This window comes from Agrobacterium sp. CGMCC 11546, from assembly GCF_013365515.1.
Lineage (GTDB): Bacteria > Pseudomonadota > Alphaproteobacteria > Rhizobiales > Rhizobiaceae > Agrobacterium > Agrobacterium fabrum.
The window spans coordinates 1,585,523-1,599,562 of sequence record NZ_CP047388.1 but is presented as its reverse complement, the minus strand read 5'-3'; the positions used below and the strand labels follow the sequence as shown (position 1 = coordinate 1,599,562).

The window sequence follows — 14,040 nt, the reverse complement described above, 5'->3', positions numbered from 1 at the left end:
AGACGTCAGACGTGCTGGCCGCCATTGATGTGAATTTCAGCGCCGTTGATGTAGCTCGACTGTTCCGAGCACAGGAAATAGATGGTCTGCGCCACCTCTGTCGTCGTGCCGAGGCGGCCGAGCGGCACCTGCGCATCCACCAGTTCAGCCGTTCCGGGCGACAGGATGGCGGTGTTGATTTCACCCGGCGCGATGGCGTTGGCGCGTACGCCGCGCGGTCCGAATTCATGCGCCAGCTCGCGCGTCAGCGCCGCAAGCGCCGCCTTGGAAGCGGCATAGGCAACGCCCGCAAATGGGTGGACCCGCGACCCGACGATGGAGGTGACATTGACGATCGAGCCCCTGGCGACCTCCAGTTCCGGCAGCAGCGCACGGGCAAGCAGCGCGGTTGAGATGAGATTGACATTCATCACCCGCGTCCAGATGTCGGCCGTGGTGTCCACCACGCCAAGACGGCTGCCGCCTTCGCCCTTTGGCGAAATACCGGCATTGTTGACGAGGGCGGCAAGCTTGCCTTCAGGCAGGCGCGAACGCACCTCGTCTGCCAGATCATCAATCCGCGACAAGTCCTCAAGATCGGCCTGGATATGGCTCTCGCGCGCAGATGGCCACCGGCATTCCTCGGAAAAGGGCTGCCGCGAAACGGTGAGAATCCTCCAGCCCTTCTCCTGAAACAGCTTGACGGTGGCGTGCCCTATTCCGCGGCTGGCGCCGGTCAGAAGCATGAAAGGAACAGCCATATGAGAACTCCAGTGCCATGCGATCCGTTGAGCCGGACACGCATTCAGCCTTGCATGTTAGAGTGCTGCAACCGGCTGACAAGGTCTTTTTTGTCGCGGCGCGGCAATCGGCTAAGGGCAATGGGCTAATCCCATTTGATGCAGGGCTTTCACCCGAAGGGAATATTTGAAGCCAGCCGTTTACCCATAAAATGAAGCCTCCCGAATGTGTGATCAGTATTGGGAGGGGGCAAGAATGCGCATCGATATCATCGACACGGATGCCGGCTTCGAGGCTATCCGGGAAAACTGGGACGCGGTATTCATGGCCGATCCACACGCCCGGCATTTCCTTTCCTGGGGCTGGCTTCGGGATTACATGCCGCGCCGCAAACGCTGGTTCATCCTGGCGCTGCGCGAGCGCACGGAAGGCTCGCCTTACGTGGCGTTTTTCCCCTTGCGCCTCGTTACCGAGCCGGACAAGAAGACCGGCCGCTTTCACGACAGCATCGTCATGGCCGGCAATGCGGCGGCGGATTACACCGGCTTCATCTCCCTGCCGGACTATGAGAACCACGCCATTGCCGGTTTCTGCTCCTATATACGCCAGCAGAACTGGACCGAGCTGAAGCTCGACTATCTCTCCGGCGGGCCGGAAAGACGCGACGCGATGATCAAAGCGCTTCAGGGTCCACTCGTCATGTTCCGCGACAGCATGCCAATCAACCCCTACAACATCAACAATTGCATCTGCCCGGTCGTGAGTTTGCCCGAGACGTTCGACGCTTATCTCGAAAGCCATATGAGCAGCCAGACGCGGCAGAAGCTCCGGCGCTTCCTGCGAAAGGTGGAGGGTGGCGACGAATACCGCATCACCTTCGCAACCAGGGACACTCTCAAGCGGGACATGGACATCCTGTTCGATTTCTGGCGCATTCGCTGGGCACCGCACAAGGGCAAGGAGCGCACCGAACTCCTGATCGGCGCGACGCGGCAGATGCTGATGGATGTCTGGCTGCGTGGCGATCTGGAAGTGCCGGTGCTGTGGTTCGGCGACCAGCCGCTTGGGGCGCTTGCCAACATCATCGACCGGCAGAAAAAATCGGTCCTGTTCTACATTACCGGCCGCGACGAGGACTGGAAGACGCCGTCCCCCGGCCTCGTGCTGCATGGTCACTGCATCCGCAGGGCGATCGAGCAGGGTTTTAAGACCTATGATTTCCTGCGCGGCAACGAGCCCTATAAATATTTCTTCGGCCCGGAAGAGCACAAGCTGAGTTGCACCCTGTTCCGCACCCGCTCTGGCGACAATCTCGGCGGCACGCTCCACCCGCGCAGCGTCCGTTTCGTTTACGAACAGGCCCTGAAACTCTACAAGAGCGGTAAGAAAAGCGAGGCGAGCATTGCCTTCGGGCAGGTTCTTTCCGCAGCGCCGGATCATCTCGGCGCGCAGTTCGGGCTTGCCAACCTCGCCTTCGACCGCGGTGAGTTCCGGGAAGCCGAGATCGCCTTTCTCAGCCTTATTGCAGCAGGCCAGGAACCCCTCGTCCTGTGGCTGCGCATCGGCGAGACGCGGCTGGCGCAACAGCATTATCACGAGGCATCCGAGGCCTTCCGCCAGGTAACCAACCGCGCGCCGTTCCACCGGGAAGCACTTTACAAATGTGCGGTAGCGCTGATTGCCGCCGAACGACAGATGGAGGCGGTGGACATCCTTGAAAGGCTGCAGCACTACCATTCCGACGATGCGGCGCATCTGGAATATGCCGAAAAAGCCCGCGCCGCCCTTGCACGGCTGGAAAAGGCAAAGACCACGGTTCCGCTACCGCCCGATGTCATCAAGCTTGCCGCCAAACCGAAAACGACGGGCAAGCGCTGGCATCCGCCAAAGGTTTTGCATTAAAGACATCGCCCTGTAAGTTGCGGCAGGAGAAACCGGACGTGTTATTTGCTTGGCGATGCCGGAGCATAGAATTGGGCGACGATCGCCTCGCTTGTCGAAACGTGCAAACTCCAACGTCGTTCATACACTGGCCTATCTGACCACGACACTCGCCGCCACCGGCAGTGGTTAGAAGCAGAGCCGGATTGAAGAGTTGCTACAGTCGAACTGCGCAGAGAAGCAGCCTGCCTTGCAAAGATCGCCTATAGTGACCTCTCTGCCATCAACTGATTTCTTGTTGCGACATAGTTATGAACGATAAACAAGAAATGCAGCACGATTGCGAAGGATACTGCGCCCCTTGCATTGTAGGCAGCGTTTTTCCATCCAAGAATTGTGTACAAACCGTTGACGACCAATTCCCCTTGGCTTCCACTTACGGAAACACTGCTTCCGCTCTCCCTCAAAAAAAACCACGCAAAGCTCAATACTAAAGCATATGAGAAAATGGTATCGGCCAGAAATACGGTATGGAACGTCAAGGAAAAACTGTTCTTTGAAGTGATCGCTGTTGCAACAAATGACGCCAAAAATAAAACGAGAGAATATGCGGTTAACCCCACGACACTGTAAAACAATACATTGAACACAAATCCATCCGTATTCGTTTTGACGCCGATCAGGCAGTCAGCCCCAAAACCCGCCAGTGAAATTAATGAGGCAAATATCAAGAACCTGATGAAAAAAAATTGCATGGAAACCGTTTCCATCTGAGTGTAGCCAGCAGGTGTTTCTAGCAGTGCTTTTACGGCATGACCATCCAGGACAATGAACTCGTCAGTACTTTCTTGGTGTGAAATGTCAGCGTTTCATAGCATCTAAACAAAACCACGAGGCCGAAGGACACCGCCTGCCGACTTGCAAGGATATCAGATGTTTCTGACCAACAAGGACATGCTCGATCTCGTCGAGCTTCGCCATGATCTGCACCGCCATCCGGAAATTTCCGGGGAGGAAAAGGAGACCGCTCGGCGCATCCGCACTTTCCTTGCGCAGACAAAACCCGACCGGCTTCTCGCCGATCTTGGCGGCCATGGCGTGGCGGCGGTCTATGACAGCGGTAAAAGCGGCCCGGCGATCCTGATCCGCTCGGAACTCGATGCCCTGCCCATTCATGAGAAGAGCGAGGCCGATTATCGCTCCCGCACCGAAGGCAAGGGCCATCTTTGCGGTCATGATGGCCACTCCACCATCCTGACGGCACTGGCGCTCGGCCTCTCCAGGCAAAGGCCGCAAACCGGTCGCGTCATCCTTCTCTACCAGCCAGCCGAGGAAACCGGCGCAGGTGCCGCCGCCGTTCTAGCCGACCCGCGCTTTCACGAGATAAAACCTGATTATTCCTTTTCGCTGCATAATCTTCCCGGCCTGCCGCTCGGCCATGTCAGTGTGCTGGAAGGCCCGGTCAATTGCGCATCGCGCGGCATCAAGATCCGCCTTTCGGGAAAGACGGCGCATGCCTCTTCACCGGAGCACGGCGTTTCGCCAATGCGGGCGATATCCCTGATGATGCCGGCCCTCGCCGAACTTGGTTCCGGTTTCCCGCCCGAACCCGATTTTTCGATGGTGACGATCACCCATGCCATGATGGGCGAGGCCGCCTTCGGTATTTCCCCAGCCGATGCGGAAATCTGGGCGACGCTCAGAACCTTGACCGACGACCGGATGGAAAAGCTCTGCACGGCTGCGGAGTCACTGGCGAAGAAGGTGGCAGGCGAGCAGCAACTGACACTCGACATCGCCTATGATGACATTTTCCTGCATTGCGAAAATGCGCCAGAGGCGGTCGCACACATAAGGCGGGCACTCGACGAGGAGAAAATCCCTTATAATTCCGACGGTCTGCCCATGCGGGCGTCCGAGGATTTCGGCCGTTTCCGCACCGTCTCGTCGTCAGCCATGTTCTTTCTCGGCGCCGGCAGGGATTACCCCAACCTGCACAATCCCGATTATGACTTTCCGGACACGTTGATCGGCATCGGCGCACGCATCTTCATGCGCATCATCCGCAATCTGACAGAGGTGGAATAGCGACGACGAGCCTTCCGCCCGCTGTCAGCCACCGCCCTGAGGGCCGTTGCTCGGTCGGGCCGAGCGCACGGCCGCCAGCCCCTTGATGCCGTCCTGATTTCCGATGGCTGTCAGGCTTTCGAAAATCTGGGCCGCTTCGCCATACCGGCGCATGGCAAGATAGGAATAGCCACGCAGCACCATCAGGTCCGTTCGCTCGTCTGCCAACCGCGCCCGCTGATCGAGCAGCAGAAGCGTTTCCGAATACCGTTTCGACTGGAAGGCGGAGACCGCCCTGTCGGCCAGGATCGAGACCTGCAATTCGGTCGCACGCGGGCGATCCATGCGCGATTTCGTTGCCGAGACGGCTGCATGGTCCGTCAGCCCCATGCGCAGATAAGCAAGGCTCTGGCCATAGGCCGCGTCGCTTTTCACCGTCGACTGGCCGCCTTCAATCGCGGATTCGAAAGCTTTCAGAGCCTCTGCCGGACGGTTCGTTTCCATCAGGCACCAGCCGAGATCGAGCGCCTGTTGCGGCGGCAGACGCTGCGGGTCGGGATAGGCCGCGCAGGAGCGTGGACGGGAGGCGGCGCTGGTTTCCCTTTGCGCCTGCACCGGCCGGCGCGCCTGCTTGCGCGAAGGTTCGGGCTGCTGCTGGACGACAGGCTGGTCATAGACCATCGCCGTTCCGCCCTGCGGCGCATAGGTCGGCGCGGGCGCCGTCATCTGTTGGGTAAGGGGCGGTGTGCTCACGGGGGCAACAATCTGCCCGGACTGATCCACCATCCGCGCCGTGCCAACATCGGCAATACGTTGAGAGCGGCTCGCCCATTGCTGCTGTATGCCACGCAGACCGGCCAGATTACGCAGATCGTGATAACTGACGGCCATGCCATAGGCCGACGGCTCATCATCGGGTTTCCAGCCAAGGGCAGTGCTGAACCATTGCAAAGCAAGCGGTGTCTGCCGGAAAGCAAGCGAATACCAGCCGAATTGCTGCGCGGTGGCCGCATCCTTGCGCGCCACCGTTTCCCCGGCAATGCGCTGCAGCACGTCAGGCGGCAGAACGATCGGTGGCTGCAGGGCCAGAAGATTGGCCGTGGCGGCAAGATAGGTCGCGAGTGCATCATCTGATGACGTGCGCCATTTATACATGACGTCTTCGGCCTCACGCGGCTCGTTACGGTCGATCAGCGCCAGCGCCAGACCCTGCGAGGCCGAAGCACTGTCTTCTTCCTCACGCGTCTTGCGGAACCACTTTTCCGCTTCTGCCATGTTCTTCTGGCGGATGTTGTACCAGCCGAGCAGCAGAGCGTCACTTGCAAGCTTGTCGGTCTCGGCAAGTCTTTCAAGCCGCATCAGATAGGCGGAAGGAACGGTGACGCCTTCCTTTTCGCCCTCTTTCGGTTTTTCTCCGGCCTTTGCCACGAACTGTCGGGCGAGATCGTTCTTGACCGGCTCGAATTCCAGCTGACCGTCGGCACCCGGTTTTTCCTTGGCCAGCAACTCGCCCATCATCTCCGCCGGCAAAAGTGCGGATGCCTTCTGCACCGTCGCGAGCCTGTCGCTGGCGGCCGTGCAATTGTTGAGGATGTAAAGATAAGCGTCGCGCGCCCGTCCCATCCGGTCGCTATTGGCGAAGGCATCGGCGACCCGCCACAGGACATCGACCTCGCCGCAGGTCAGCAGGGCGGGATTGTTCGCAGCGGTATCCACGACCGCCGAATATTGCTTGAGATCGGACGCATTGACGAGCCGCTGGCGGGCTTCGGCAAGCGAGAGCATGCCAATGAGATTGTCGGGTGGTTGCCAGCCGGGTTCGGCCTGCTGGCGATCGGCGATCGCCTTGCGCACTTCGGCATAACGGCCATCGGTATAAAGCTGCCACATGGCGTCGAGCTTGGGGTCGCCGTTTTCGGGAATGGCGAGAGGATCGGCCGGCGGCGTCCAGTTGGGATAAAGCGTGCGAAGACGCGCGATTTCGGCCTGAAGCCGCTGGGTATCCCCCCGGGCTGCGAAATAACGCAGCGCGCTGAGATCGACTTCAGGCATATCGGCCGATGCGGGCTGCGGCGTACGCGGGGCCTGTGCCGTCTGCATTTGCGGCGCCTGCCCGCCAGCCTGCATCACCGGTAGCGGATCGCTTGCCGGAACGGTGACCGGCGGTGTCGTGACGGGCGTCGTTGCCTGCACCATCTCGCGGTTTTTGACGAAAGCACTGATCTGCGCCGGATCGGCCGCCGGTGAAATGCGCGGTGTCGCCCGGTTATCGCCGACCGCCGATGTATGCACGTCCGACACCCGTCCGAGAATATTATCGCGCCAGTGGAAGGCAGCAAGCGCAATCAGAAGCAGGATGAGAGCCGAGGTCGACAGTGGCTTATTCATCGGCATTCCCCGTTATTCCTTGCCAGAAACGACAATGCCAGAAGATGCAATGTGGAAGGATAATAAAGTGTTGGCTGGAAATTTTTAAGTTCGGCGGAAACGGCGGGACCACCGGCGATGCAGGCGGCAAGCGCCGGTATGATGCGATAACCGGCATCGGACAGCACGTCCTTCACCGCGCCGCTCTTCAGATCGAACGTCCCGGCAGCGCCGCTTTCCAGCGTCATGCCGTCTTTCAAGCGCGAAAGCAGTTCAGGCGAGCCCATATTCGCCCTTGCAAGATAGAGAGGTATGCGCACCGCATTATATCCGAACTCCGGTGGAAATCCCGATGCCGGCTGGGGCTTCGTCTTCACCGATACCCAGTCGGCGGGCAGTTTTCTGTCACTAAACGCGAAGGCGCCGATCTGCGCCACCCCATCATCTGCCACCGCTTTCCAGAGCGGCGACGGCGCGACGAGATTGAGCACCGGAAAGGCTTCGAAAATCAGATAGGACGGATTGACCACCGGCCCATCGGCCCGATCGCCCTCGCCAAAACCGCTGGCGGCCGGCAGAAGCAGCGTGCGCCCGCCACGGTGCACCATGGTCTTTTTGAGGATGACGGAGGCGATGGCCGCCGATGCTTCGGCATAATCCTGCCGGTTCCACTGCCCGGCCGCCAGCGCCAGCGCATAGGCGATCAGGATGTCGCCATCCGTCGCATTATTGATGTCGGTGACATGCGGTCTGGTGCGCGGATCCCATTTCCAGGCGGAAAGCCCGTCATCGCGCACCAGCAATTCGGTGCGGGTGAAGCTCCAGATCAGCTCGAAGTCGGACAGGTTGTCGGCAAGCACGGCGAGCCACATGCCATAGCCCTGCCCTTCGCTGTGGCTGATATTGCCGTTGCCGGTATCGATGATCCGGCCACCGGGATCGAGAAACGCGCCCTTATAGGCAGCCCATGCGTCCGGCGGGATCGAAGCCGCGCGGCTGAGGGAGAGGCCGGCAAACAGCATCATGGCCGACAGGCAGACAATACCGGCAATTTTCGAAATCCCGCTCTTCATCGATGCCGCCCCATCATGCGCAGCATTACGAAGGTGGCAAAACCGAGCAGCGACACAAAACCAATGAATGCCAGCGAATAGGAAAGAACGTTGGAAGACAGCCAGTTGGCGGCGATCAGCCTCCAGTTCGAGAGTGAAAATGCCCGGGTGGCATAAAGATTAGGCCGTTCCACTTCCACCGTTTCGATCTTTTCGGCTGCGGCATCGTAAGCGGCGACACGCCCGGTGACGTCGCGCCAGCGGTTTTCCCGCGTCATAGCCTGCATGCCATCTAGAAGTTCCGCTGAAGTCGGCGCGGTCGCCAGTGTCCATACCCCCTCGCCGGAGGGGCTGAGGCCCTGTGCCAGCATGAAGGAGACATTGCCGGGCGGCGCATAGGGCTGTTCAGCCGCCGGCAGGAAGCGCAGCGTATCCGAGCTCAGATCGAAATTCCGCTTCATCCACTCCTCGAAGGAGGAGACCTGGCCCTCCCAGATGCCGCCATCCACCCGCTCCCGCCAGTCGTTGAACAGGGTGTCGCTGTTTTGGGCTGGGACCTGCACGCCGGTTCCCATTTTCCAGGATATCTGGCTGGACGGAACGAGATTGAACTGGCTGATCAGCGCCTGCGGAAATTGCGAGATCGTGCCGACAAAGAGCGCATCGCGATCACCGATCACCAGCGGCGAGGCAACGGTCTCGATATCAATCGGATGTCCCGCCACGCTGGCAAGCCTGCTGATCAAGGTGGCTGCCGCCGACATGGTGTCGGTGTCGAAACGGTCGAGCGACAAGGCAACCGGCCCGCCGGTCCGGTAAGGCTGGCCGGCACCCGCCATCGCGGCGAGATCCGGCTTGCGGCCGATCTGGGCGTAATTGGGGATGTGAAGTTCCGATGTGTCGAACAGGGCAAAACGCGGGGTCGCGCTGGCGGGTGCGCCGGGGGCACAGGCCTGATCCTGCGCCGTCATCAGCACTGCCTCGAGGGTCACCTTGTTCGGCCCCGGCTTGAAATGCCGCATCGTCACATTGATCGGCAGATGTCGAAAAATGCCGCCGCCATTGTTGGATATCGGCACGGTCGAGGCGATCTGGTCATTGACGTAGATATCGACATGGCTGCCGGGCAAGACCTGCGAGGAATAGGCTGCATCAAGCAGAAGAGAAGCCTCACCATAGGCAGACGCGTAAAAATCGGCGGGCATGCCGACATAAAATTCATTGCGGAAACGCCGGCCGCTAAATTCGGTGCTTTGCAGACCGAGTTCGGAAAGCGCGATACGGCGGTCCGACATGACAAGCGGCACATCCGGCGCATGCCAGCTGCGGGTCGAAAACGTCGTTCTCTGGGCACCGGGTGTGCGCGATATCGAGGAAAACAGCGTCTCGATGGCCGACTGCACCGCCTGCGGCGTCGGGCCGGTGACAAAAAGCGGCGAGGAATTGCCGGGACCGGCATTGCCAAAACCAGCAAAGGCCCCCGCCGATGCCTCGGGCGGCAGCGCTCCAGCCACACCGGCAATCTCGCGAGCCGTGCCGACGAAAACCGTCAGCGTGCCCGCCTTGCGCTCGGTGGAAGGGGCGGTCACGAAACGAATCGTCTGGTTCGGCATCTGGGTTCTGAGCGCCAGCGCCTGTGAAAGACGCAGGAGAGAATCCGCAAATGCCGGATTGCCAAGCGCCGGCGCAACGATCTCGATCGCCGTCATCGCCTTGCCATCAGGCCCGGTTGCCTGAATGTCGTCGATATTTGCAAAGCTGCCGGCGACATCCGAATTAAAGCCGATATAGGTATTTGCAGGGTTCACATCGGTCCACAGATCGTAAGTGGACTGGATCGTGCAATCGGTTCTGTGGCGTTGCTGCACACCGAGTGTCACGACATTTGAGCCGACCTGCAAGACGCCGGGCGGTATCTTCAGGGAGACGTTGCCTTCGCTGTCAGGTGCTTCGATCCGCGCCGCATCCAGCGCGACATTGTTCAGGCTCACCTGAAAATTCGAGCTTTCCGGCGCGACCACGATTGCATTCTGATAGCCGATATTGAGCGAAACGGCGGCATTCGCCTGCTCCGGCGTCAGATAGATGCTCCATTGCCGGCGATCAATCTCACCGGAAAGGCTGAGCTTTTCATAGGGCAGGATATATCTGCGCCGGCTGTCCGCATTAAGCGACGAGGTCGGAGCCGGAGCCGGTCTTGCACCTTCCTGCCGAGGAGGAACCGAAGTGGCCGGCAATGGCGCAGCGGCCGGGGGTTGCGGCGCGGGCTGGACCGCAAAGGGCGGCGGAGCCGAGGGCTGGCCCGGCGTCGGAGCGGGCACCTGGACAGGCGGTTGCGGCGGCGGCGCTGCAGGCGGAATGGCGGGCGGCACCGGTGCGGGTGACGTCTGCGCCGGCCTTTCGGGCGTCATATCGAAGGGCGAGGACTGCGCCATCGCACCCGTGGCAACCGCGCATATCAATACTGTCAGAGAACCCCTTATGGGTCTGCGGCCGATCATTTCACGGCTCCGACAGGTTTGGCGCTTTTCGGAGCGGGCCGACGCGCGCGGACGAGATAATAAAGGCCCCGCTGCGTCTGGAAGAGCGCAATCGCCAGGAAGATCGCCGTGCCACGGATGAGCCCCGGGTTCTTGCGGCGCACGCGCTGGAATTCGCTCCATTGTTCGGAATTGGCGAAGATCAGGTCGGCGATCAGCCGGTGATCGACGGCGCGCTGCGGCGAGAAGGTGCAGCCGATTGAGACGAAGCCTTCACCCCTCATCGTTCGCACCACGTTCAAAGGCATCGTTTCCGGCACGCCCTCGCTGTGCGGCTTGACCTTCACGATGGCCGTCGCGCCTTTTTCGATGTTTGTGGCGCTGTCGAAAATATTGATCAGCAGGCCGTGCACCGACACGTTGTCGATGGAAGCCGGCACCCAGGTATCGCTGCCCTCAAGCTGGACCTCGCACCGCCGCTTGACCGTGATGCGCCGCGACGCCGACTTGTCGCCGCGCTCCGAGACGACACCGAGCGCGCAGCCCGCGAAGATGAGGTTCAGCAGGTTCCAGCCGCCGACCACGAGCGTCACATCCGCCTTGTAGGGTTCGCTGTAGATGCGCCATACGGCAAAGGCCATCGCCACCAACAGCAGCGCGAAAATGACGAAGAACGGCCGGCTGATTTCCGAAAGCCGCGCCTCGGCGATGGATTCATCCTTCGCCGTCACCTTGAAAGTGGGCTTGCCCGGATTGAAAATCACGGAAACCACGGCCGGCAGCAGGTGAACGGTTTGCACATATTCGTAAAGTTCCGAAATCCATGGCCAGCGGAAACTGCCGTAGAGATAGTTCTGCATCATCAGGTTCACGAGCATATAGGCTGCCGTGTAGGCGAGGAACTCACCGCCCGAAGCCACGAAAATCTGCAGATCGAAGAACAGATAGAACAGCGGCGCGAACAGGAAGATCGTCCGCGGGAATGGGAACAGCCAGAACAGCGTCGACGACATGTAGCACAGACGCTGCGTAAAGGAGAGACCACGCTTGAACAACGGCTGGCGGAAAATCAGGATCTGCATCATCCCCTGCGCCCAGCGGCTGCGCTGGCCGATGAAGCTTGCGAAGGTAGCCGGTTGCAGACCGGCGATCAGCGGCTTGTCGACATAGACGCTGTTCCAGCCGCGCGAATGCAGCGCCAGTGCCGTTTCGCAATCTTCGGTGATGCTGACACCACTGAAACCATCGCTATCCTGAAGCGCCTCCCGCCGCAACACGGCGGCCGAACCACAGAAGAACGCGCCGTTCCATTTGTCGAGACCGCGCTGGATGATGCCGTAAAACATCTCGTTTTCGCTCGGCATCGTCTCGAAGGTGCGCAGGTTGCGCTCGATAGGGTCTGGATTGACGAAAAAATGCGGCGTCTGCACCAGGAAGAGCCGGGGGTCTTCCTCAAAATAGCCGACCGTTTCCAGAAGGAAGTCACGGGCAGGCGCGTGATCGGCGTCGAACACGGTCACGAGTTCGCCGGTCGAGTGGGCGAGACCGTTATTGAGGTTGCCGGCCTTGGCGTGGACGTTGCGCTCGCGTGTCAGGTAACGCACGTCGAGATCTTCACAGAGCTTCTTCAGCTCCTCATGGCGGCGCTGCGCCGCCTGCGCCTCAACGATATTGGCGGCATTGCGCTTCTGCACCGAGCCGCCATCGTCCAGCAGCCAGACGGTGAAACGGTCGGCCGGATAATCCATGTTCTTTGCCGCCGCCAGCGTATTGGCGAGAAGTTCCGCGTCTTCATTATAGCTCGGCACGAAGACATCGACCGTCGGCCGATAGCCGGGCGAGCCGGGCCGCGTCTTGCGCGACGGCAGCGGCATGGACACGATGACGAGGCTGAGGCCCAGCATCACGACGCTGTACATTTCCGCCAGGTAAAGCAGAAAGCCGGGAATGAAGTTCTCAAGCTGGTTGACGGGCGGCAGCGTGCTCGTTGTTCGCCAGTAGACATAACGCAGAACGATGGCCGTGCCGAAACCCAGCGCGACCAGCCGCCAGGCCCCCTGCCCGTTGAAGCTCTTGATCGTCGCCAGCAGGATGAGGGAGATCGCGGTCGCCACAAGATGCGTCTGCAGGCTGACCGGCATCGTGACGATGGCCAGAACGCAAAGCGACACAAGCAACCAGACAATGACTGTGATGGCCTTGTTCATCCAGAAACTTTCCGTTCTCTTCCCCGTCCGGAATTTCGGCCCGGAAATTTCGTGATATGCGCCTCGGCGCTGCCTTTCCCGCTGGTTCCGCCGATCACCTGCATCCCGGTGCCGCTCCCGAACCGGAGAGACAAGCTGGCGAGGGAATGGACACCTGCGGAACCTGCGATGGCTGCGGGCCGCTTTCCACCGGATGGCTATTCACCTGCCTACCATCGACCTGCCTGACTCCCACCGAAGGTCGCGCAGGCAGTGATGGCGCACCCGCCGATGTGGGCGAGGGAATACTGACAGCCGCAACGGGCGGCAGCGGCTGTGGTTCCGGCTGCGCGGGCGCGGCGACCGTCACGCTGCGGGCTGGCCGGGGCGGCACACTGGCCGTCACCTCGCCGCCCGGCCGCATCGGCACATCGTCCGTCTTCATGGGATAGACCGGGTTGCCAGGCCGGCCGAGATTCTGATCCACCGCCTTCGGCGTGCCATAGGGGTTCCAGCTTGGCGAAGCGTAGGTGCCGGTGATCGTGTAATTATACATGACCGCCAGCAGCCGCTCGACACTTGCGCCGGACTGGCAAAGCCGCAGTCGCACCTTGATGCGTCCGAGATTGCGATAATCCTGCCGCATGCTTTCGGGCGAGCGTATGTCCTGCCAGCCATAAAGGCACATATCGTCGCCGTGACCCTTGCCGGCTGCGTATGAAAAGGCGCCATAACCATTCTGCAGGTAATTTGCCGACATGGCGATGGCTTCACCCGGAAACTCGGCGCGGATTTCCCGGGCGACGGAAGACGCCCTGAAACCCTTGAAAGTCAGAGCGTCACGATCGGTATCGCCCGCCTGCTGGGGGCCGAAGAACTCCGCCTTGAGATAATTCTGCCCGGGAGTGGTGGCCTCGGAGCGCAAGATGACCTGCTGCGCCACGGCGTTGGAATAGGTGCGATTGACCACGGCAACGATTTCGGGACCACCGGGCGGCGGGAAAATCAGCGCTTCGGAAGGCGATGCCATCTGCGCGCCCCCGAACGACCGAACGCCCGCGGGAGTATTGCAGGCCGAAAGAACCGCAACGGAGAACAGCAATGAAGTATAGGCAGAAAATCTCACTGCCTTGCGCCCCTCTATTTCCCCAACACCGCCCAGGTTAAAAGGAAACCGAATCACTAATGACCAGACCATTGCTACGAAATACGTGAGGACTGCGAATAAGCAATCTCAAATTTGCATTGTAATTTCTGACACTTCATGAATCGCGAATCGGTGAGGCG

General features: G+C 60.4%; 9 protein-coding genes. 2 read left to right on the top strand and 7 right to left on the bottom strand.

Going from position 1 to position 14,040, the window contains the following annotated elements:
• Nucleotides 1–5 precede the first annotated feature (5 nt).
• Nucleotides 6–740 carry an SDR family NAD(P)-dependent oxidoreductase gene (locus GSF67_RS21900; RefSeq protein WP_006315266.1) on the bottom strand — a complete coding sequence of 245 codons (735 nt, stop codon included), beginning with the start codon at nucleotides 738–740 and terminating at the stop codon, nucleotides 6–8.
• A gap of 235 nt (nucleotides 741–975) precedes the next feature.
• Here GSF67_RS21900 and GSF67_RS21895 point away from each other — a divergent pair, with 235 nt between their 5' ends.
• On the top strand, nucleotides 976–2,622 hold the full coding sequence (locus GSF67_RS21895) for a GNAT family N-acetyltransferase (RefSeq protein ID WP_006315265.1): 1,647 nt from the start codon (nucleotides 976–978) through the stop codon (nucleotides 2,620–2,622).
• 242 nt (nucleotides 2,623–2,864) lie between these two features.
• Here GSF67_RS21895 and GSF67_RS21890 read toward each other — a convergent pair whose 3' ends face one another.
• Nucleotides 2,865–3,356, bottom strand: a complete 492-nt coding sequence (locus GSF67_RS21890) for a hypothetical protein (RefSeq protein ID WP_006315263.1) — start codon at nucleotides 3,354–3,356, stop codon at nucleotides 2,865–2,867.
• 178 nt (nucleotides 3,357–3,534) lie between these two features.
• Between GSF67_RS21890 and GSF67_RS21885 the strand changes: the two genes are divergently transcribed.
• Entirely contained in the window at nucleotides 3,535–4,689 is a 1,155-nt protein-coding gene (locus GSF67_RS21885; protein WP_006315262.1) for an amidohydrolase, read from the top strand.
• Between the two features lie 24 nt (nucleotides 4,690–4,713).
• On the opposite strand, the gene GSF67_RS21880 is transcribed toward GSF67_RS21885, so the two are convergent.
• From GSF67_RS21880 to bcsN, 5 genes are all read right to left on the bottom strand, one after another.
• Nucleotides 4,714–7,062: a hypothetical protein gene (locus GSF67_RS21880; RefSeq protein ID WP_006315261.1), complete on the bottom strand. Its 2,349-nt coding sequence runs from the start codon at nucleotides 7,060–7,062 to the stop codon at nucleotides 4,714–4,716.
• Nucleotides 7,053–8,108 (bottom strand): glycosyl hydrolase family 8, encoded by a 1,056-nt coding sequence (locus GSF67_RS21875; RefSeq protein WP_006315260.1) that lies wholly within the window; start codon nucleotides 8,106–8,108, stop codon nucleotides 7,053–7,055. Before GSF67_RS21875 ends, GSF67_RS21880 begins: the two co-directional genes overlap by 10 nt.
• The gene (locus tag GSF67_RS21870; protein WP_035216248.1) at nucleotides 8,105–10,588 is read right to left on the bottom strand and encodes a cellulose biosynthesis cyclic di-GMP-binding regulatory protein BcsB; all 2,484 of its coding nucleotides are present in this window, start codon (nucleotides 10,586–10,588) and stop codon (nucleotides 8,105–8,107) included. The genes GSF67_RS21875 and GSF67_RS21870 overlap by 4 nt, the downstream gene beginning before the upstream one ends.
• The gene (gene bcsA / locus GSF67_RS21865; RefSeq protein WP_006315257.1) at nucleotides 10,585–12,774 is read right to left on the bottom strand and encodes a UDP-forming cellulose synthase catalytic subunit; all 2,190 of its coding nucleotides are present in this window, start codon (nucleotides 12,772–12,774) and stop codon (nucleotides 10,585–10,587) included. Before bcsA ends, GSF67_RS21870 begins: the two co-directional genes overlap by 4 nt.
• Nucleotides 12,775–12,868: 94 nt before the next feature.
• On the bottom strand, nucleotides 12,869–13,783 hold the full coding sequence (gene bcsN, locus GSF67_RS21860) for a cellulose biosynthesis protein BcsN (protein ID WP_035216273.1): 915 nt from the start codon (nucleotides 13,781–13,783) through the stop codon (nucleotides 12,869–12,871).
• Nucleotides 13,784–14,040 lie beyond the last annotated feature (257 nt).